Consider the following 21,233-nt stretch of genomic DNA (forward strand, 5'->3'; position numbering starts at 1 on the left):
CATTCAAAAAATCAAGTGAAATCAGGTTGGCTGCATCCTGGTGAGCAAAATCCCGAAAAAACGGCAAGCGGTGAATAATTCAGGATAATATATGTATTAAACACTGATCTTTTAGCTTTGTAAGTGTTTGATTGTAGGAGCATCGTCATCTAAATTTGTTAAGTTGTTATTCTTCCACTTCGTTAGAATTGTTTTGTAAACGTTCTTATGTTTCAGCATCATTTTGTCGATAGAAACCGCAGACGGCAACCAGTCAATTCTCTTTTTAGTTATCTCGGTCTTATTGCTGCGATTAGTAAAGATGCTTTCAGTTTATCCACTTAATACATTCCCCTTTTCTTATACATTGTATATCAAATGGAATTTTTTGCAAAAAGAAATCATTTCCAATTTCCGTCTAACTATTGATTAAGAAAATCTTCTTAATTAATCTTGTTAAATCAGACTTTTTACTTTTTAAAAATATTGTTTCTCCATCCTTACCAACAAGGATATGATCCAGCAAATCTATCCCGATTGACAATAAATAAGAAAATTTTCTAATAGAATTCAAATTTTGTTACTTTCATGATTCGACCTCTCAGCCCAAAATAAAAAGTCCCAATGAACTAAAAAATTCATCGGCACTTTTGAAAGAGTTTATTGGTTTTAAATCCATGTTTGCTGGCTTATTCGTCCAACATCCACTATTTTACAATCCCTAAAAATCCCTTTATATCACAAAATCCGCATTGATTCTTCGGCGCGATTCTCGATTCGGAGCTTGTCGGCGACCATGGCGATGAACTCTGAATTTGTTGGTTTTGCTTTTGACATGGATACTGTGTAGCCGAACAGCTGCGAGATGGATTCAACGTTTCCTCTGCTCCAAGCAACTTCGATCGCATGGCGGATCGCACGTTCGACGCGGCTGGGCGTCGTTTTGTATTTTTTGGCGATATCCGGATACAGGACCTTGGTAATCGAACCGAGCAATTCAATATCATGATAGACCATCGAGATGGCTTCCCGCAGATACATATACCCTTTGATGTGTGCAGGCACGCCAATCTCATGAATAATATCAGTGATACTTGCGTTTAAGTCGTGATTTTTTTCCAATGTTGTCTGCTTCTTCAGTGTATGTGAGGTAAACACAGGATTTGCCGCTTTTTTCCCGGCGACCTGACGAATATGATTCGCTAAGTTAGGCATATCAAAAGGCTTTAGAATAAAATAAGAAGCGCCAAGTTCTACAGCTTTTTTCGTCACATCCTCTTGCCCGAAAGCAGTCAGCATAATAATTCCGGGTTTGGGTAGTTCTGGGTTCGAATGAATTTGTTCCAACACCCCTAGCCCGTCAAGATGTGGCATAATAATATCCAATAAAAGTACATCGGGCGTCATGTTTTTCAGCATTTCTAAGCAATCTTGACCATTGCTCGCTGTACCGATTACTTCGATATCATCTTGAGACTTCAAATACTCGTTAATTAGCATAATCAGTTCTTGGTTATCGTCGGTCATGCAGACCTTTATTGTTTGCAACACAAAATCCCCCTTGTCGATGATTCTACATTAATGATTTCGACAAGAGGGTAAGGTATCCTTTTTATTCTTATTCACTTCAATCCATTTTTTTCTTCCTAATCCTTCTTTTTAACAGGTAATCCGTTTCGATTATCGTTTATTCGACAAGGATCAGCACGAACTTGTCGAATTATTTTGCACTTGTGATCAGCTTGCTATTTGTTTTTGCAAGGACGAGTGCTGCGTGTCCTGTAATCCTGCTTCATTGATCATCCATTCTATATGCACGCCATATCCGCTGGTCGGATCATTAACAAATACATGAGTGACCGCTCCAACCAGCCTGCCGTTTTGGATGATCGGACTTCCGCTCATTCCTTGTACGATTCCTCCGGTTGCTTTCAGCAGCTTTGGATCTGTAATTTTAAGAACCAAACCTTTTGTTGCAGCATGTTTTTGCGGTATTGAATTCAGGATGCGAATATCAAATGCCTCGACTTTATTGCCATTGAGAACCGTTAAGATTTGTGCCGGGCCTTCCTGCACTTGGCTTGCTGTAGCAATTGGCAGGGCTTTTTGAAGCATATCCGAACGAGTCAAATAATTTTTTTGCATCTTTCCATAAATGCCGAAGGGGGTATTTTTTGCTACCGAGCCAATACTTAGGGCATTTTCTGGAAAAAAGGCTATTTTTTCTCCAGGTTTCCCCTCCTGACCGCGATCAATTGCCTGCACAATTGATCGTACAATGCGTCCGTTTTTAACCATGATAGGCTGGCCGGTGTCACGATCGGCAATGACATGTCCCAGCGCTCCGTAGGAACCGGAAATTGGGTCGTAGAAAGTCATCGTTCCAATTCCAGAAGCAGAGTCTCGAATAAACAATCCCAGTTGGCAACGCTGATTTGCTACATCCAGGATCGGCGTTAATTTTTTCTCCATCGTTGATCTTTGACGAATCAATGTTACGTGAAGTGGCTTTTCTTGATTCATATGGGTCATAAATTTGCGCACATCATTAATTGAACCCATTTGCCGTCCATTAATTTTTGTAATCACATCACCGACTCGAATGCCGGCGGACTCACCTGGCGATGATTCCCCTTTTGAAGTCGTAACCAGATGATAGCCGACAACCAGTACGCCTTTTGTATTAAGCTGAACGCCAATGGACTGGCCGCCCGGAATCAGCCGAAGATCTTTTTTAGGCAATAGTACAGGCAGTGAAACAGAACCAGCGACTGTGTCATTTTGTTCCGCTTCTTTCCATTTATGGACCGCTTCGAGCTTTTTCTTCTTGGTTAACATAGCGATTGGCGAACCACTTGTTAATTCTGCCCGTAATTGAAAACGCTCTGCATGTATCATCTCTGTATGCTTACTCAGTTGCGAAACAAACAGGTTTGCCTTTATTCCGGTAACGAATCCGATCATTAGGAAACCGAGTAAAACCCAACCAAACACGACTCCCAGCTTATTTTTTTTGTTCATAACTCACTCTCCTCGCTCCAAAACCGCACCTTGTCGTGCAGTGCATTTATTAAAATTGCCTGAGCAGAGGAGAATTATGAGTGAAGCGATTCAGGGATTAATTCCAGTATAGGGTGACGATACCAATAGTGATTACTGTTTGATTTTTTCCGCCAATTGAATAAGTTCTTTTGCGTGTTCCCGAGCAAGATCAGTCATCAACGGACCCGAAATCATTCTGCTAATTTCTTGTACTTTTTCAGCGTCATCCAACGTTTTGACATGCGTATGGGTACGTTCATCTTTAGTCACGTATTTTTCAATAGAGATATGCTGGTCGGCCATGGCTGCAACTTGAGGGAGATGGGTAATACAAAATACTTGCGCGTTTTGAGAAAGCGAACTGATTTTCTCCGCCATGGCTTGTGCTGCTTGGCCGCTGACCCCAGTGTCCACCTCATCAAAGACAATGGTTACCGGACCAATCACTTTTCTGAACACCGTCTTCATTGCAAGCATAACTCGTGAAAGCTCGCCACCTGAGGCAACCTTTGCCAGCGGTTTGAATGGTTCACCAGGATTGGTGGTTATATAAAAGGAAACATGATCAATGCCTTCTGAACTGAATCCGGAAAATGACTCAAGATTACCATTCATCTTCACGTGAAGATCAATCAAAGCATGCTCCATACACAGATCTTTAAACTCATGATTAATGGCACGCGCCAGTTTCCCGCTTGTTTGTTTTCGCGCTCTGGATAATTGAACGGCACAGTCTCTCAATACGCCAATTTCAGCTTTCAATGCTTCATGCAGGGCATCGAAATTTTGGTCGCGTGAATTCAAGTCATCGAGTTCTTTTTTTATTTGCACATAATAAGTTAAAATTTCGTCCACATTATTTCCGTATTTCCTTTTCAAAAGCTGAATTTCATTTAAGCGTGCTTCAATTTCATTCAGCCGTTCCGGATTATATTCCATCTGCTCCAAATAATTGCGGATCGATGAGGCTTGCTCTTCAAGCAGATAGAAACAATTCGAGACAGACTCAGAAAAATGATTCAGCTCAGGGTCGAGATCGCGAATCGAGTCAAGGCCGGAAGCGGTTTGACGAAGCAGATCCAAGGCCGCATGTTCACCATCAAGTGCGCCATAGCTGGATTTAAGCGTTTGAAATACTTTTTCATAATTCAACAGCTTTCTTTTTTCCTCGAGCAGCTGTTCCTCTTCATCTTTCTGCAGATGACCGGCTTCAATATCCTTTATCTGGTAGTGAAGCAAATCGACTCGCTGTGCTACTTCTTTTTCGTCCTGATTATAGCGGCTGCATTGAGCGGCAAGCTTCGTTGCTTTTTGATATTCTTCTGTATAAGCCTGCTTCAGCTTTTCAATAGTCGACCCTCCAAATCGATCAACAAAGTCGAGATGTTTCGAAGGATCGAGAAGGCGCTGATGTTCGTGCTGCCCATGAATGTCGATCAGAAGCGTACCGAACTGCTGCAGAACGGACTGAGTCACGAGCTTGCCGTTGACACGACAGACACTTTTCCCAGTATGTGCGATATCGCGCCTGAGGATTAACTGGTCATCGGTGTGATCTAAACCTAACTGATCAAGCAATTGAATGACCCGCTCATTATTTTCGATATCAAATAACGCCTCAAGCTCAGCCTTTTTTGCACCATGCCGGACATAATCAGCTGAGCCGCGTGCCCCGCCAAGCAAGGCAATGGCATCAATAATGATTGACTTTCCCGCACCGGTTTCACCAGTAAATACAGTCAGTCCGTCTTCAAAAGACACATTCAGTTTGTCTATAATTGCAAAATTTATAATTTGAAGTTCTGTTAGCACATGGAAACACCTCTTCGATTCGAACATTCGTTCCCTTCTATTTTCCACTGTTTCCCTAAATTCGTCAATAAAAAAATAAGGAACAAACCTTTATTTCGGTTTATTCCTTATTTTCTTCTGTTTAAAATTAGTATGTGCCAAGCGAACAACATCGTCAGGCATGACTTGTAGTAAATTCTGAGCCTGATCCTTTTCCGAGCGTAAATGGGCAAGAAATTCTATATTTCCATCTCCGCCTGTAATTGGTGAAAAGTCAAGATCTAACAGCGTATACCCGCAGCCCAGTGCAAATTCCAGAATATCATTGATCACCGCCAAATGAGTTTTCGGATCGTGAACGATTCCCTTCTTTCCGACCTCATCGCGGCCGGCTTCAAATTGAGGCTTAATTAAACAGACAACCTCGCCTTTGTCCTTTAAAATGCCAATCAATGTCGGCAGAATCTTTTTCAAAGATATGAACGAAACATCAATGGACGCAAAATCAGGAGGCCCTGCTTGAAAATCATCAAGCCTGCAGTAGCGAAAATTCGTTTTCTCCATGACAATGACCCTCGGATCACTGCGCAGCTTCCAAGCAAGCTGATTGAATCCCACGTCAAGTGCATAAACTTTTGCGGCTCCGTTTTGCAATGCACAGTCGGTAAAACCGCCGGTTGACGCACCGATATCAAGCATTAACAAACCATTTAAGTTAAGATGAAAGACATCTAATGCTTTCTCGAGCTTCAAGCCGCCTCTGCCGACATAAGGCAGTGGATTTCCTTTAATCGTAAATTTAAGCGCACGGTCAACCTTGCTCCCTGGTTTATCGACACGCTGCTCATCATGATAAACCATTCCCGCCATGACCGCTCGCTGCGCTTTCTCACGCGAGTCAAATAATCCTTGTCTCACGAGGAGAACGTCGACCCTTTCTTTATCTCTCATGATGTAATAACCTTTCTAACCTGATTTCGATGCGCTTGCTCATGGATCATCTTTTTCACCCGACGAGCGATTTGCTCAGCCGTTAAGCCAAGCTCGTTTAACAGTTCCTTTACGGTGCCGTGTTCTACGAAGCGATCTTCAATCCCCATGCGTTCGATGACCAAATCATGAACACCATGATCGTGGTAATATTCGAGCACGCCTGAGCCAAAACCGCCGGCAAGCATTCCCTCTTCAACCGTTAAAATCGGCGTCTGCTGTTTCGCAATTTGGTCGAGCATTCGCCCATCCATCGGTTTAATAAAGCGTGCATTAACAATGCTTAGGCGGAATCCTTCAGATTCAAGCTGCTTTGCGGCAGCAACTGCAATCTGCAGCATTGGTCCAAAGGCGAGCACCGTTGCATCCGTTCCGTCACGAAGCACTTCCCATGAACCGATGGTCAATGCTTCAGCTTTACCTTTCATTGGGACACCAATACCATTTCCGCGCGGATAGCGAACGGCAATCGGTCCTTTATTATAGTGAATGGCTGTATAGACCATATTTCTTAATTCATTTTCATCTTTGCCCATCATCACGACAAGGTTAGGCAGGGCCCGCAGGAATCCGATATCGAAAACACCTTGATGTGTTTCTCCATCGGCACCAACGAGACCTGCACGGTCGACTGCAAGAACCACATTAAGATTCTGTCTGCACAGATCATGGACCAATTGATCATAAGCGCGCTGCATAAATGTTGAGTAGATCGACAATACGGGTTTCATATTCTGGGTTGCAAGTCCTGCAGCAAAGGTAGCGGCATGCTGTTCTGCAATGCCGACATCAAACAAGCGCTCTGGGAACTCCTTGGCAAAACCTTCGAGCTTTGAACCGACAACCATTGCCGGCGAAACAACGACGATCCGTTCATCATGACGCGCAAGTTCCTGCAATTCATCGTTGACCACTTGGCTGTACGCCGGTGCGACAGCAGCGGGCTTAATAAAGGCACCGGATTCTATTTTATAGGGGCCGGTTCCATGCCATGTACCGATCTCATCCATTTCAGCGGGCCGATACCCTTTCCCTTTTTGGGTCAGCACATGAATCAGAACCGGTCCCTTCCGCTTCTGTGCGTAGTTTAAATTATCAATCAGTGCGTTTAGATTATGACCATCGACAGGACCAAGATAAGTGATTCCCAGTTCTTCGAAAAACACACCGGAGACGAGTAAATATTTTAATCGATCTTTTAATCGTTCTGCAACGGAAGCCAGTTTTCCGCCAAATGCAGGAATCTTCTTCATCAAGTATTCAAGATCTTCTTTTGCGCGATTATATTTATTTGCCGAACGAATTCGATTCAGCATATTATGAAGAGCACCAACATTCGGCGCAATCGACATCTCATTATCATTTAAAACAATAATCATATTTCTGTTTTGGTGCCCGATATCGTTCAATGCTTCAAGTGCCATTCCGCCTGTCAGCGCCCCATCGCCGATAACTGCGACCACATCAAAGTGTTCATGCTTGAGATCGCGGGCTACAGCCATTCCCAGCGCTGCTGACAGTGACGTCGAACTGTGTCCGGTTTCCCATACATCGTGCTTGCTCTCGCTTCTCTTTGGAAATCCGCACAGCCCTTTGTATTGTCTCAGCGTGTCGAATTGACCGCCGCGTCCGGTCAGAATTTTATGCACATAGGACTGGTGACCGACATCCCAGATCAGTTTATCCGCCGGGCTATTAAAAATTTTATGCAGTGCAAGCGTCAATTCAACAACACCCAAATTGGGTGCCAGGTGTCCGCCGGTTTTGGAAAGCTTCTGAATTAAAAATGAGCGGATATCATCGGCAAGCTCAGTCATTTGATCAACGGACAGTTTCTTAAGAAACTTAGGATTCTTTATTGTCGATACATCCATGATTTATCACACGTCCCTCTTTGCCGTTTTTTTCTTCTTCCCCTTCTTTTTTTTCTTCTTATCAAGAAGCTTTAAGATGGGAATATGAAGATGATCTTCTGTGAAGTACATGACGTAGCCCACTCGATAAATAATTTTCGTTGCATTTTTAATGGCGAAGCCTTTTCCCAACGCTTTGACAAAAACAGTAAATGCTGCAACACAACTCGTCACAATCACAGAAATGATATACTCGGCAACACCACTCTTATTGTAAACGAGGAGCGCCATCAATTCTACTACAACGACTGAAGCTGCCGTACCACTGATAATTGCTGCTGCGTCACCGATTACATCGGTACAAAATGTGTTCACTCGGTCCGCATTTTTGGTAAGCCAGACCGAAAATTTCGCACCCTTCATTCCCTTAGAAGCGATGGCATGAAAAGGCGCTTCACTTGAAGCTGTGGCAGCAACACCAATAATATCGAAGAAAAGGGCGATCAGGATGATGACCATGACAACGATCGTACCGCTGAATACATTTGCATTGCTGAGCACGGCTGTCGATGCAATTGAAAAAATAGCCGCTAGCACAAATGTGATAACAGCTAATGGCAATGCCCATCTTAAAGCTTTTTTTAAATCGTTTTTCATGCGTATTTCGATCATCTTTTTATCTTGACCGAAATTCTCACATCCTTAAATAAATTATAAGATACTCATTAAAGAAAATTATGTATATGAGGTCGTTCGAAAAGTAAACATTGCGGCTTAGGTCCAGTAGGTTTTCCCGTCAAATTGCCTGTTGTCGCCAAGCAGGTAGTTTCCTATTAAAATTTGACCGATGTTGTCGCCATACATCGAACTGGAACGCCACTTAGACCGCACCATAATCCTTTTCGAACGCTGCGGTGATGCAGACAGTCTAGGAGATTTCCTCAAGCACTCTTGAAGCTTTGCTCTAGCCTCTTTTGCAGAATTGATTTCAGGAAGACGTCCCTTTTCCCACTGGCCAAGCAGGTCAAAGTTATTCGCCATCCATCCCCTCTTTCCCACTCAAGGCAGGCTACGCTGTTCGCTTTTCCTTAATTGTTCAAGTACTGACGAAACAGGTTTTCCACATAGTTATTGCACAAAGCAAACAACGTACGTGTCTCCACGGGCGCAGGGTCTTCGCCCACATGCCGTTGCGGATCGCCCTACGCCCTTTACTCCCAGCACCAGCCCAAAGCTGGGCGCCTTAAGCCGACACCAGGAACTTCATCGATGTGCCCTTTGACGGATTTTTAGCCCCGTCTTCAAGCAAAGTAGAGTGACTAGAATACTGCACCTTCATTGACAATGCAATTAAGTTTATCACAAAAGATGCAAACGCTCAAATCCATTTAACGATTTTAATGCGTTCGTTTTTCCAGGTAGCGTGCAAGATCACCAAGCAGGCCGTCTTCAAAACCTAATTCCTTTAAATTGGCAAGTGCTTGCTCAACTTCCTGTGCAAGTTTTTCTTTTGCACCGTCAACACGCAGCAAACTTACATACGTGTTTTTATTGTTGGCAAGATCGCTGCCAATCGTTTTCCCTAATGCTTGCTCGTTGCCAATCACGTCGAGAATATCGTCTCCAATCTGAAACGCCAGTCCCAAATGCTCCGAATAGCGAATGAGTGCTTCTGTTTGCACCTCGGTTGCCTCTGCAATGACGGCTGCTGCCTCGACAGGAAATCGGATCAAGGCTCCGGTCTTTCTTTTGTGAATTGACATCAGTTCTTCTAAATGTAGCACTTTCCCCTCAGCTTCAAGATCATCTTCCTGACCGCCTACCATACCCTCGGGACCTGCTGATTTTGCCAACCTACCAATTAGTGCTACTCTAACTGCTGCATCTAGGCTTTGATCATCAGCGATCATTTGAAAAGCCGCGGTCAGTAATCCGTCACCGGCGAGTATAGCAGTACCATCGCCATATACCACATGGTTTGTCGGTTGTCCGCGTCTCAATGTATCATTATCCATTGCGGGAAGGTCATCATGGATGAGTGAGTACGTATGTATCATTTCAAGTCCCAGTGCAGTCTTTAACCCAATTTTTTCATCCCTGCCAAAGGAATGAAGCGTCGCAAAAAGCAAGATCGGTCGAATACGTTTTCCGCCTGCTTTTATCGAATAAAGCATTGCATTCTTTAACTTTTGGGTGATGGATAGGTGCTTAAACAGCTTCGGGAGCTGATCGTCAAACCATTCCTTCTTCTCAGCTAAATAAGCATTCAGCGCTTCGCTCATTATTCGTCATCTCCCTGGACAGAAAAAGGGCGCGTTTCCCCATCCGGAGTTAGCAGTTGATCCATTTTCTTTTCGACAGACTCCAGCTTATCATGACAAATCTTAGATAAAGCCATACCTTCTTGAAACAGCCCAATCGCTTTCTCTAAAGGAACATCGTTTTCTTCCAATTGTTTGACAATCTGATCAAGCTGATCCATCGCATCCTCAAAAGCCGGCGCTTTCGATTGATCTTGTTCAAAAGATTCACTCATTCGTCTTCGCCTCCTCAATACCCCATACTTGGCAGTCAATTGTTCCATCGTGCAGCCTCAAATTAATCATATCACCCGGATCAACTGTACGCACCGATTTAATCAGATGATCGTCTTTATCAAACGCGAGCCCGTAGCCGCGTCCCATAATTTTAAGCGGACTCAAATGGTTCAACTGATCAATCCTTCGCTCAAAAAGTGCCTGCTTCTGGTTGAATTGAGCAGAAAAAGAACGGGTTAATTGACGTTCCCGATCATTGAGCCGCTCTTTGGCACGCGCAACAAGCTGGTTGGGCTTGCTTTGACTGAGCAGACGTTCCACCATGCCCAGCCGGTCACGCTTCCGTTGGATACCCATTTGAAACGCCCCGCGCAACCGTTCAATAAGCCGGTCACATTCTTGTTCTTTCTGCAGCACAAGCTGAGCAGGATAGCGAAAGGCATAGGATTGTTGCAGATGCTCCAGTTGCTTCTTCGCCTCGCGAATTTTGCCGCGAACGGCTTGTCCGAGTTGAGATTCTGTCTGTGCGAGTCTTCGTTGAAGGTCAATACGACTTGGAACCGCAAATTCACCAGCTGCCGTTGGCGTAGGCGCCCTTTTATCAGCAACAAAGTCGGCAATTGTAAAGTCGGTTTCATGTCCCACAGCAGAAATAACAGGTATCCGCGACTGAAAAATAGCATGAGCAACCATTTCTTCATTGAAAGCCCACAGATCTTCAATGGATCCGCCGCCGCGCCCAACAATTAGAACATCGAAGCGATTGTACCGATTGGCCTGATCAATTGCTGCAGCGATTGAGGATGCAGCTCCCGCTCCTTGAACAAGCACTGGAAAAACGGTCAAGCGTGCCGCTGGAAATCTGCGCTTAATCGTTGTAAACAAGTCACGTATGGCTGCACCTGTGGGTGAGGTTATAATCGCAATTTCATGAGCTGCTTTTGGAAGTGGCTTTTTGAGCGTCTCATCAAACATGCCCTGCGCCTGAAGTTTCTTCTTCAGTGCTTCATAAGCGAGATAAAGCCTGCCTAACCCATCCTGCTCCATTTCTCGGATATAGATCTGGTATTCACCATAAGGTTCATATAAAGCGACCGATCCTTGGACGAGCACTTTCATTCCATCTTCAGGTTCAAAGGTCAATCGGCGTGCATTTCCAGCAAACATGACGGCGCGAATCCGTGCATTTTTATCTTTAATTGTCAAATACAAATGGCCACGCGAATGCCGTTTATAATTAGAAATTTCCCCTCGCAACCAAACATTTTGAAGCTGTCCATTGGTTTCAAGAAGCTGTTTGATATAGCGCGTCAATTTGGTAACACTTACATAGCGTTCGTTTTCCATGAGCAATCAGAGTCCCTTTTCCATTTGTCTCATTGCAGCGGTCAATGTATTTTCCAATAGCATGACCCGCGTCATCGGGCCGACTCCGCCGGGCACCGGCGTAAGATAACCCGCCTTTTCCTTCACCTCATCAAATGCCACATCACCAACCAATTTTCCTCTTGCATTTCGATTCATGCCAACATCGATTACAACAGCCCCAGGTTTAATATCATCAGCATGAATCAGTGATGCTTTGCCTGCTGCAACAATCAATATATCTGCTTGCTTCGTATACAATGATAACGGTTTTGACTTAGAATGACAGACTGTGACGGTCGCATCGCGATTTAGAAAAAGCAGTGAAACCGGCTTGCCGACGATATTACTTCGACCAACGATGACGACATGCTTGCCGGCAATCGGTAAATGAATGGTTCTCAGCATCTCTAAAATTCCCGCGGGTGTACATGAAACAAACCCGGGCTGTCCCGTCACGATTCGCCCAATATTAACTGGGTGAAAGCCATCAACATCTTTTTCAGGACGGATCGCTTGAACCACTTTTTGTTCTGAAATATGACTTGGCAACGGCAATTGAACAAGAATGGCGTGAATCCTGCGATCAACATTAAGCTTGGTAATTTGATTCAGAAGTTCAGCTTCAGCAACGTCTCCCGGTAAACGAATTAATTGTGAATGAATGCCCACTTCCTGACAATCGCTTACTTTCCCCTTCACATAGGAGACGGATGCAGGATGATTACCAATAAGAAGGACAGCCAGCCCAGGTGTCGTTCCTTTTTGTTTCATTAATTCAACCTGAGCGATCATTGCTTTTCTTTTTTCTGCAGCAATTGCTTTGCCGTTTATGAGTTGTGCACTCATACTCTATCATCCTTTTCATCAGCAATTTGTTTCTATTTCTTTAGAAATGCCGGAAAGAACGCCATTAACAAATTTTCTTGTCTGTTCATCACTATAAATTTTGCAAAGTTCAACCGCTTCATTGACAGAGACCGTCAATGGAATGTCATCAAAATACATGATTTCACAAACAGCTAGACGCAGAATGGTTTTATCAATATTCCCAACACGATCAAGAGACCAGTTTTTTAAATGCTTGCTGATCAGTTGATCGATGGCTTCTTCGTGATCTAAGGTTTGATCCAGCAGCCGAGTAACAAAAGGGTCAACAGGTTCTCCTTCATCTTTTACGGCATCGATGGCCGACTTTCTGTCAATATCGCTGAGTGTCATTTGAAATAAGGCTTGCAATGCCAGCTGACGTGCTTCTCTTCGATTCATTACGTACTCCCTTTCATCTTACATTTCACATGATTCATTGTCTTGAACATTCATAAGCTGTCAACGGTTTCACATCATAACTGCTGAGGACTACACGGAAAGAAGCAAAGAGGACAACCTCCCGCCCCTTTGCTTCTTAATCGATTGCATCATTGTCATTTTCTTTATGCTCGAAACGCACACCGACAACATGAATATTGATTTCACTAACATCAAGTGCAGTCATCCGCTTAAGCTTTTGAACAATATTATCCTGCACTTTCTCGGCAACTTCGGGAATCGAAACACCATAGTTCATGATCAATTGAACATCAATCGTAATCCCTTCATCAGTCAGATCAACTTTAACACCTTTTCGATTGTTGTGACCGCCTAGTTTCTCTACCATTCCGGCAGCAAATCCTCCATACATTTCACCGACCCCGACAACTTCGATAGCGGCAAGGCTGGCGATCACTTCAATCACTTCCGGTGAAATTTCAATTCTGCCTAAATCCTCCTGATGTTCTTCAACCTCAATGGTTTGTTTTTCATTTTCAGGCATGAGCATCACACCTCCACGATTAGCTTTGCTCGTTCAACGGGTATTTTTCCAAGAATTTCGTATTAAATTGTCCACTTTGAAAAACCGGATGCTTGAGCAGACGTGTGTGAAAGGGAATCGTCGTTTTGATCCCTTCAATAACATATTCGTCAAGTGCGCGTTTCATTGTCGCAATAGCATCTTCTCTTGTTTTCCCATACGCAATGACCTTTGATACCATGGAGTCATAGTATGGAGGAATGAAATAGCCTTGATAGACAGCTGAATCGATTCGAACCCCAGGACCTCCGGGGGCAAGATAAGTCTCAACACGTCCGCAGGAAGGCATGAAATTCTTCTCTGAGTCTTCAGCATTGATCCGGCATTCTATCGCGTGTCCGGTCAACTGAATATCCTCTTGGCTGATCGAAAGCGGCTCACCGGCAGCGATACGAAGCTGTTCCTTGACCAAGTCCACACCGGTAACTTCCTCAGTAACGCCGTGTTCCACCTGGATGCGCGTGTTCATTTCCATGAAGTAAAACGATCCGTCCGGTTCATAAATGAATTCAATCGTTCCAGCACCGCGGTAACGGACAGCACGTGCGGCACGAACCGCGGCTGCACCCATTTCCCGGCGTTTCGCTTCATTGAGTGCCGGTGAGGGAGACTCTTCTAATAACTTCTGAAGGCGCCTCTGAATCGTACAGTCACGCTCGCCAAGATGAACGACGTGCCCGTGCTCGTCCGCCAGTACTTGAATCTCAACATGTCTGAAATTTTCGATATACTTCTCGATGTATACCCCGGAATTTCCGAAAGAAGTATCGGCCTCTTGCTGAGTAATAGCAATCCCGTGACGCAGTTCTTCTTCATTCTTGGCAACGCGAATCCCCTTGCCTCCGCCGCCTGCGGTCGCTTTAATAAGAACCGGGTAGCCGATATCTTTTGCAATCTTCACTCCGTCCTCAACATTGTCAATGATACCATTGGAACCTGGGACAACCGGTACGTCAGCGTCTTTCATTGTTTGCTTTGCTACGTCTTTGATCCCCATTTTACTAATGGCTTCTGATGTCGGACCGATGAATTTGATGTTGCATTCTTCACACATCTCAGCAAAATCAGCATTCTCAGAAAGGAATCCATACCCCGGATGAATCGCATCGCAGCCAGTCAATGCAGCGACACTGATCATGTTGGTATAGCTGAGGTAACTGTCCTTAGGGGCATTGGGTCCAATACAGTAGGCTTCATCAGCAAGCTGTACATGAAGCGCATCCTTATCGGCTTGAGAATAAACCGCTACCGTTGCTATGTTCAATTCTTTACAAGCGCGAATAATTCTAACCGCAATTTCTCCTCGATTGGCTATTAATACTTTTTTTATCATTTAAACTAAACTCCTTAATCTTCCTTAACCAAGAATAATGGCTGACCATACTCAACAAGCTGACCATCTTCCACAAGAACGTCAACAATCGTCCCTTTGCAATCGGCTTCTATTTCATTGAATAGTTTCATTGCTTCAACAATACAAACGACCGACTTCTTGTCTACTTTTGATCCTTTAGAAACAAACGCATCTGCGTCAGGTGAGGAGGACGAATAAAAAGTTCCAACCATCGGTGCCGTAATTTTGTGGAGGGACGGGTCAGCATCTGTATTTGCTTCCGCAGCCGCAGGTTCAGCACTTGTATTTGATTGTGGCTCAAGCTGAGCAGAAGGTGCCTGAACAGCCGTCGTCTGAGGTGCTGCCTCAACGATTGTTTTTACTTTTCCAGCAAATGCATCCGCTTTTCTTAAGGTGATTTTTCCATCTTCTGCCTCAAGTTTCAGTTCGCTTAATGAAGATGAATCCAGTTCTTTAATTAAAGTCTTAATGTCTTCAATAGTTAGCAAATCCAGCACTCCTTTATCCCGTCCGCTTTAAACTCAATTATAACATATCATCATTCACTTGTTTGATACTCATAATTCCTTCAAGCGTTGTTCGTTGGGCATTTATTTTGTTTGTCTACTCGTCCAGAAAACGATAACCCTATAGGATTACGAATCAATGGACAAAAATGTTTCGACTTGATTAAAAATACTCGGCTAGTCCCGTTCCTAACTTTCGCAGGACGCGCAACCAAGTGATTGTTTTTTCGGTTTGAATACATTGACGACGTCTGATACTTTCTTACCTTACCAAAAAAACTGCTGCGAAAAAATCGCAACAGCTTTTATTCTACCTTATTTTATCTAAAAAATCTTTAAGCGGCATTGATTTATTAAATTACTTTTGATTTAACGCGTAGGTAACACTGACAACGCGGCCGGTCCCCAAATATTCATTTGTTAATTGAATAATTTCATTGGCTTGCTTATTCGTCAATTTATCAGCGCTGACATAAACTTGAACTTGGTTGCCGCTTGTTTTGACAACACTTTTATCATAGCCTTTCGATTCGATGACGTCTTCAAGCATTGTTTCATTATTCGCAGTTGTTTTAAGATCTGACATTGCGTCGTAGGCAGCACTAATCTCTTTGGCTGTACTATTTTTTGAAGCAACAACGCTCTCATACTTGTTTTCCAAGCTCTTGCGTTCGTCATCTTTAGTCAACTCAATATTGGCGAGCTTTTCTTCAGTTGCACTGGCTGCAACTGTTTTTGCTGTCTTTGCCGTTTTTGATCCTGCGCTTGTCTGAGCCGCTTTCTCACCGGATTGCGCCGTTTGCCCATGGTTTCCTGGAGCAGAGAGCGCGTACACGGAGAGAACAACAATTAAGCTGAGCATTGTGAGTAACCAAACCGTTTGTTTTTTGATCATGTTTTTTCTCCTCCTCAGTCATTCTTCTCAAGAACCGTTACTTTGTAAGACGGTAGATCCAAAACGGTAGAAACTGCATCCATGATTGCGACTTTCGTCGATGATTGCTCGGCACCTCTGGCGACAACGATAACGCCGCGTACTGTTGGCTGCTCATTGCCGATCACAACGGGCACTTTGTTGCCATCCTGATCAATCATGACTACTTCACTATCTTCGTTGCGCTCAGTAACCTGGCGTTTGCCGCCTTTTGGATCGGTCTCACTCGTTTGATTATCCTGTACCTTTGTGTTGTTTTGATAAATCTTCTTTTCTGTAGAAGCAAAAGTCACCATAACCGAGACATCCGATACGCCGCGTATTTGTTCCAATATATTTTTTAAATTCTGATTCACATAAGACTCATACTTTTCAATCGAAGTCATCGTGCCCGTCTTTGTTCCTGCTTTAATCTCTGAGAGGTTCTTCGAATCCTTGGTGCTGAAGGCAGGTTCAGCAGTTGATGGCTCAGACCCTTTTTCGGAAAAGAAATGACTGGCAGCCAAAAGCGCCATACCGACCAGCGCTAGCGCAACCAATTTAACCAATGCGCTTTTTGTACTTTTTGCCGGTTTTCCGTCCTTATCCTTGCCCCCAAGCATCCGGCTCAGCTTTTCAATCCATCGCATCATACCTTCACTCTCCCCCTTCCATGTTTACTGAGATGAGGCGCTCATTGAGTTCCCATCGTTTCGCAAGGAAGGCTCGGACATCTTTCATCTCATTGGATTCATGTACCGACTTCTCAGTTGTCGACTGCTTATCTAGGTCGACCGATACACTTTGAACGGGTTGAATGCTCCGAATTCCGGATTCTTGACGACGATGGCTTGCTTCCGCTTTTTCAACCGTAACTTTAACGTTTCGCACCGACAGATCTTGTCCGTCCTCATGCGCAGCGGAGAGTTCCAAATGTGCAATTTGTAATCCGTATTGTTCATTCAACTCCTCCTTCACCTGATTTTTCATATGGACAACCACTTGTTCTTGAATATATGCGGCTTGTGCCTTTTCTATTTCACTTTTTTGGCGCGCGGTTTCTTTTTTTACCGGTTCGTTGTATTTCTGCGTGTTGATCCCTTGAAGCAGACTGTTCGGGTCAACATGAAACAAACGAATAACCGGATCCATCAATGCAATAATGAGTACAAGACCAATAACAAACTTAATATATTTTTGGAAAACGCCGGAAGGCATGAGCAATTCAAGTATGACCGCGAACAGAACGATGAGAACAATTTGTGAAATCCAATGAACAAGATAGCCCATCTATGCACCTCCTAGCGCACCATTAGCGACAGATTTCCAGATGCAATAATGATCGTGATGGCAAGAAAGAACATAAGCGAGACGACGGCGAGTGCTGCGAACAAATAGAAAATGCTTTTTGCCATGATGACCAGACAATCGATGACGGGACCGCCTCCCAGCGGCTGCAGTACAGCGGCTGCTAAATTATAAATAAACGCGAGCGATACGATTTTGAGCAATGGAAAAACGGTGATACAAATCAAAATAAGCAGACCGACAATTCCAATCGTATTCTTTAACAGTACCGAGGCGCCCATGACCGTATCAGCAGCCTCAGTAAACATCCTCCCGACCACCGGGATAAAGTTTCCGGTAAAAAATTTTGCGGATTTTACCATCAAACCATCGGAAATCGATGTTGCCGCCCCTTGAACTGAGATAACTCCGAGAAAAACGGCAAAAAAACCAGCCAAAGTAAAGAGGGCAACATTTTTCATTAGCTCACTGAGTCTGGTGAGTTTATAGTGATCGGACAAAGTACTGACAATGGCGAGCAAGGCAGACATTAACAGCAACGGCAAAACAAAGGAAGAAATCAGCCATCCCGATGCATTAACAAGAAAGATAACAAGCGGATGAAAAAAGGCAACGGAGGCAAGTCCTCCGGTAGCCGCAGTCAACCCCAGAACGAGAGGGAGCAGCGCAATGAGAAAATGGCTCATCGTACCAACGGTTTCGTTCGTATAATTAATCGCCAGTCGAAAACTGTTCAACATCAGAATCATAAGCACTAAGGTAACAACTAGATAAGCGACCTTAGAAACTGCCTTGTGCTCAAATGCCGACTGAATGGTTTGAAGCAGCGTTGAAAAGACGGTAAGCAGAATCAGAGTACCAAGCAGCTTGCTGCTGACAACGAGTTCATTCAAAAAGAATCGAACCGATCCGTCGATCATTTTTTTAAAAAAACTTTCTTTATCTGAATGCAGCAAATCTTTGAAGTTGGTTTCGGTTTCGGGCAGAAATCCGTTATAATCCGTAACAACTTTCTGCCAATATGCATCAATTTTATCGGTGTCAAGCTGATCAAGCTGCTGATCAGACCATTGCTGCAACTCGCCGCTGTCTTCTGCATAAGCAGGCTTGTCCGCACCAAACAAGAGTATGAGCAAGAACAGCATGAATGCCAGAAGCTGAAATCGCTTGGAATATAACCTTCGCCTCATCTCAACCTCCTCCTACTTGTGGCATTAAGTTCATCACGGTTTCAACGATGGCGGTCAAAATAGGAATAGCCATAACCAAAATGATCAATTTTCCTGCTAACTCAATTTTCCCAGCCATTGAGCTTTGTCCCGCATCTTTTGCAATTTGTGCACCAAATTCCGAGATATAAGCGATGCCGATTATTTTAAGAATGGTCGCAACGTAAACATTATTTAGATGCGCGGTTTGCGCCATATTTTTCAGCATCTCCATAACCAAACGAATTTGGTCGATCATCATGAGGAGAATAAACACACCAGCGATGAGCGAGACAACTAAAGCAAACACTGGGTTTCTCTGCTTCAAAATAAGCGTGAGAAATGTGACAGAAAGTCCCAATCCAACGATCTGAAGAATATCCATGGATCAGCCGCCTCACTACATGTAAAGGAATACTTGTTTTATTCGTTCAAACAGATCATCGATCAGCGTTGCCGCCATATAGAGAATGACGATAAACCCGATCAGTGTCACCCACTGCGCCCAATCATCTTTTCCCATCTGCTTCAAAACCGTTTGGATCATCGCTACGATAATGCCAATTCCGGCAATTTGAAATATTGTATTTACATCGAGTGACATGGGACTCCCTCCTCTCACTCCGCGCCAGATTGCTTGCTTTAAATGCCTTTTATAAGAACAGTAGAACAATAAGAATTCCCGCCAGAAAGCCCAAGCTGCGAATCATTTTTTCATTTGCTTTTTGCGACTGACGTGCCTCCTGTTCTTCACGTTCAAGATGCGCCAATGCAAGCTGAATGTGTTTCCTTTGATTTTCCGCATCCTCCGTTCCAAGTGTTGTCCCAAATTGGATCATAATCTCCTTCTCCGGCTGTTTCAGTGCCGTTCCGGGCCAATACTGTTCGATCGAATGGCTCCATGCTGTCTGTAGCGGCAAACGTTCACCGATCATCTGATCATGAAGCGTATCAAAGAAATTTGATAGCGGCAGCGGCATTTGCAAGGCAAGATCTTCTGCCATTTGATCAACGGGGATTCGTCCGTAAACGATTTCTGCTTCGATTGATTGCAGAGCCGAACGCCATTGTCTGATTTCCCTTGGACGATCCCGGTACCGCTTGGCAAGAAGCAGCCCTGTTGCAGTCGATGCAAAAACAATCAGCATTGCCCCGATTAAATGAATCACTGCCACTGCTCCTCTGTGGCAGACATCTTTCTTCCCATTCGATCAAGAATCGTCAATCGGCAACCATTTTTTTGAGCACTGTTGTGACGAGAAAGAATGACATAACGTTCAAACAGCTGTGCTTCAATCAATGGGCGAATTGATGGGCGGTGGAGAAGTTGATCAAAAGTGAATCCATGTGCACTGGCCATGACGGCAACGCCGGCGTTTAACGCTTCTAATAATGCTTTCGTGTCTTCCGCTCCGCCGATTTCATCAACAATCAGCACTTCAGGACTCATCGAACGAATCATCATCATCATCCCTTCCGCTTTTGGGCACGCATCCATCACATCTGCGCGAATGCCCAAGCGATTCTGTGGAATGCCATCGACACATCCTGCAAGTTCAGAGCGTTCATCAACAATTGCCGTCTTTCGTGACGGCAGATAACGATTCGGTATGCCTTCACTGACAAGCCGTGCCAAATCGCGCAGCATCGTTGTTTTTCCGGTTTGAGGCGCACCGATTAGCAATGTACTGAACCAGCGATTGCGCTGATAGAGATAAGGAACGAGCGGCAGTGCTGCTCCGACCTTTTGTTTGGCTAATCGAATATTAAAGAAGGTAACATCCCTTAAACGAAGGACATGTCCATTTTCTGTAATGACATGGCCGGCAAGTCCAATTCGATGACCGCCGGGGATGGTCACATAGCCGCGTCTAAGCTCCTCATCCAAGGTATAGAGCGAATACTTGGCTAATTGCTGCAACAGGTGCCTTGCCTGCTCTTTTTGGAAAATCGGCATCGCAACACCTTCTGGCGGCACCCACCGTTTGCCAGAAACAATCAATTCAAGCGGACAATCTGTGCGGCAGCGAATCTCTTCAAGCGCATTGCGATCGGTTTCAGGCATCCGAAGAATAATTTGCTGCATCGGTTCAGGTAGATAGGGGAGTATCTGTTTCAAATGAGCCACCTCGGATCTTAATGCTTCACTGCTTTTTGTTTTCTATCAAAATATATGCCCGCTTGTACACAATATGCTTGATTCGCATGAGGCTGCATGCGAACAGATGAAAAGCACACATGCCGGAATCGTTCGTCTGTGAGGACAAAAAAAGAGAGTGTCCCGTAGTCAAATTGACTACGGGACACTCTTTAAAAAACGTCCGTTTCAGGATAAGCGCGAAGATGCGCGACTCCTGCGGAGCGTTCCCGTTGATCGCAAGCCAAAGGAAACCCCACAGGATTTACAGGATCAGCCGAGGAGGCTCCTGGATCGCCCGCGGTCGCGATCAGTTGATGCGAGCAATCCGTTCAACACCCTTTTGGGACAGCTCAAAAAACAGCCTCAGAAGAGACTGTTCACAAGTATGCTGTTCA

The 21,233-nt window shown here is 44.3% G+C and carries 24 protein-coding genes; all 24 read right to left on the reverse strand.

Features of this window, described 5'->3' with window-relative positions:
- Positions 1–111 precede the first annotated feature (111 nt).
- Positions 112–303: a DUF6241 domain-containing protein gene (locus tag AA84_RS19615; RefSeq protein WP_223362587.1), complete on the reverse strand. Its 192-nt coding sequence runs from the start codon at positions 301–303 to the stop codon at positions 112–114.
- Positions 304–717: 414 nt separating this feature from the next.
- Positions 718–1,506 carry a sporulation transcription factor Spo0A gene (spo0A, locus tag AA84_RS0105575; RefSeq protein WP_172969042.1) on the reverse strand — a complete coding sequence of 263 codons (789 nt, stop codon included), beginning with the start codon at positions 1,504–1,506 and terminating at the stop codon, positions 718–720.
- A 210-nt stretch (positions 1,507–1,716) separates the two neighbouring features.
- Entirely contained in the window at positions 1,717–3,000 is a 1,284-nt protein-coding gene (spoIVB, locus tag AA84_RS0105580; protein ID WP_028976395.1) for a SpoIVB peptidase, read from the reverse strand.
- Positions 3,001–3,132: 132 nt separating this feature from the next.
- Entirely contained in the window at positions 3,133–4,833 is a 1,701-nt protein-coding gene (recN, locus tag AA84_RS0105585; protein ID WP_028976396.1) for a DNA repair protein RecN, read from the reverse strand.
- Between the two features lie 90 nt (positions 4,834–4,923).
- Positions 4,924–5,763, reverse strand: coding sequence for a TlyA family RNA methyltransferase (locus tag AA84_RS0105590; protein WP_028976397.1), 840 nt, complete (start codon positions 5,761–5,763; stop codon positions 4,924–4,926).
- The gene (gene dxs, locus AA84_RS0105595) at positions 5,760–7,676 is read right to left on the reverse strand and encodes a 1-deoxy-D-xylulose-5-phosphate synthase (protein WP_028976398.1); all 1,917 of its coding nucleotides are present in this window, start codon (positions 7,674–7,676) and stop codon (positions 5,760–5,762) included. Before dxs ends, AA84_RS0105590 begins: the two co-directional genes overlap by 4 nt.
- 6 nt (positions 7,677–7,682) lie before the next feature.
- The gene (locus AA84_RS0105600; RefSeq protein WP_028976399.1) at positions 7,683–8,312 is read right to left on the reverse strand and encodes a hypothetical protein; all 630 of its coding nucleotides are present in this window, start codon (positions 8,310–8,312) and stop codon (positions 7,683–7,685) included.
- 117 nt (positions 8,313–8,429) lie between these two features.
- Entirely contained in the window at positions 8,430–8,696 is a 267-nt protein-coding gene (locus tag AA84_RS0105605; RefSeq protein ID WP_028976400.1) for a hypothetical protein, read from the reverse strand.
- Positions 8,697–9,052: 356 nt separating this feature from the next.
- The gene (locus tag AA84_RS0105610) at positions 9,053–9,937 is read right to left on the reverse strand and encodes a polyprenyl synthetase family protein (protein ID WP_028976401.1); all 885 of its coding nucleotides are present in this window, start codon (positions 9,935–9,937) and stop codon (positions 9,053–9,055) included.
- Entirely contained in the window at positions 9,937–10,191 is a 255-nt protein-coding gene (gene xseB / locus AA84_RS0105615) for an exodeoxyribonuclease VII small subunit (protein ID WP_028976402.1), read from the reverse strand. Before xseB ends, AA84_RS0105610 begins: the two co-directional genes overlap by 1 nt.
- Positions 10,184–11,539 (reverse strand): exodeoxyribonuclease VII large subunit, encoded by a 1,356-nt coding sequence (xseA, locus tag AA84_RS0105620; RefSeq protein ID WP_028976403.1) that lies wholly within the window; start codon positions 11,537–11,539, stop codon positions 10,184–10,186. The genes xseB and xseA overlap by 8 nt, the downstream gene beginning before the upstream one ends.
- Positions 11,540–11,545: 6 nt before the next feature.
- Positions 11,546–12,406: a bifunctional methylenetetrahydrofolate dehydrogenase/methenyltetrahydrofolate cyclohydrolase FolD gene (gene folD, locus AA84_RS0105625; protein WP_028976404.1), complete on the reverse strand. Its 861-nt coding sequence runs from the start codon at positions 12,404–12,406 to the stop codon at positions 11,546–11,548.
- Positions 12,407–12,424: 18 nt separating this feature from the next.
- The gene (gene nusB, locus AA84_RS0105630) at positions 12,425–12,826 is read right to left on the reverse strand and encodes a transcription antitermination factor NusB (protein ID WP_028976405.1); all 402 of its coding nucleotides are present in this window, start codon (positions 12,824–12,826) and stop codon (positions 12,425–12,427) included.
- A gap of 136 nt (positions 12,827–12,962) precedes the next feature.
- Positions 12,963–13,370 (reverse strand): Asp23/Gls24 family envelope stress response protein, encoded by a 408-nt coding sequence (locus AA84_RS0105635; RefSeq protein ID WP_028976406.1) that lies wholly within the window; start codon positions 13,368–13,370, stop codon positions 12,963–12,965.
- 19 nt (positions 13,371–13,389) lie between these two features.
- Complete coding sequence (accC, locus tag AA84_RS0105640; protein ID WP_028976407.1) at positions 13,390–14,742, reverse strand: acetyl-CoA carboxylase biotin carboxylase subunit; 1,353 nt, start codon at positions 14,740–14,742, stop codon at positions 13,390–13,392.
- Between the two features lie 14 nt (positions 14,743–14,756).
- Positions 14,757–15,251 carry an acetyl-CoA carboxylase biotin carboxyl carrier protein gene (gene accB, locus AA84_RS0105645; RefSeq protein ID WP_028976408.1) on the reverse strand — a complete coding sequence of 165 codons (495 nt, stop codon included), beginning with the start codon at positions 15,249–15,251 and terminating at the stop codon, positions 14,757–14,759.
- A 376-nt stretch (positions 15,252–15,627) separates the two neighbouring features.
- Positions 15,628–16,164, reverse strand: coding sequence for a SpoIIIAH-like family protein (locus AA84_RS0105650; protein WP_028976409.1), 537 nt, complete (start codon positions 16,162–16,164; stop codon positions 15,628–15,630).
- Between the two features lie 14 nt (positions 16,165–16,178).
- Positions 16,179–16,835, reverse strand: a complete 657-nt coding sequence (spoIIIAG, locus tag AA84_RS0105655) for a stage III sporulation protein AG (protein WP_028976410.1) — start codon at positions 16,833–16,835, stop codon at positions 16,179–16,181.
- 4 nt (positions 16,836–16,839) lie between these two features.
- The gene (gene spoIIIAF / locus AA84_RS0105660; RefSeq protein WP_028976411.1) at positions 16,840–17,472 is read right to left on the reverse strand and encodes a stage III sporulation protein AF; all 633 of its coding nucleotides are present in this window, start codon (positions 17,470–17,472) and stop codon (positions 16,840–16,842) included.
- Positions 17,473–17,483: 11 nt separating this feature from the next.
- On the reverse strand, positions 17,484–18,680 hold the full coding sequence (gene spoIIIAE / locus AA84_RS0105665; protein ID WP_028976412.1) for a stage III sporulation protein AE: 1,197 nt from the start codon (positions 18,678–18,680) through the stop codon (positions 17,484–17,486).
- Between the two features lies 1 nt (position 18,681).
- Positions 18,682–19,083 (reverse strand): stage III sporulation protein AD, encoded by a 402-nt coding sequence (gene spoIIIAD / locus AA84_RS0105670; protein WP_028976413.1) that lies wholly within the window; start codon positions 19,081–19,083, stop codon positions 18,682–18,684.
- A gap of 15 nt (positions 19,084–19,098) precedes the next feature.
- Positions 19,099–19,302 (reverse strand): stage III sporulation protein AC, encoded by a 204-nt coding sequence (spoIIIAC, locus tag AA84_RS0105675; RefSeq protein WP_010023437.1) that lies wholly within the window; start codon positions 19,300–19,302, stop codon positions 19,099–19,101.
- Between the two features lie 49 nt (positions 19,303–19,351).
- Positions 19,352–19,867 carry a stage III sporulation protein SpoIIIAB gene (gene spoIIIAB, locus AA84_RS0105680; RefSeq protein WP_028976414.1) on the reverse strand — a complete coding sequence of 172 codons (516 nt, stop codon included), beginning with the start codon at positions 19,865–19,867 and terminating at the stop codon, positions 19,352–19,354.
- The gene (spoIIIAA, locus tag AA84_RS0105685; RefSeq protein ID WP_028976415.1) at positions 19,864–20,817 is read right to left on the reverse strand and encodes a stage III sporulation protein AA; all 954 of its coding nucleotides are present in this window, start codon (positions 20,815–20,817) and stop codon (positions 19,864–19,866) included. Before spoIIIAA ends, spoIIIAB begins: the two co-directional genes overlap by 4 nt.
- Between the last annotated feature and the right edge of the window lie 416 nt (positions 20,818–21,233).

Origin of the sequence: Sporolactobacillus terrae DSM 11697, from assembly GCF_000648615.1 — a bacterium.
GTDB classification, from domain to species: domain Bacteria; phylum Bacillota; class Bacilli; order Bacillales; family Sporolactobacillaceae; genus Sporolactobacillus; species Sporolactobacillus terrae.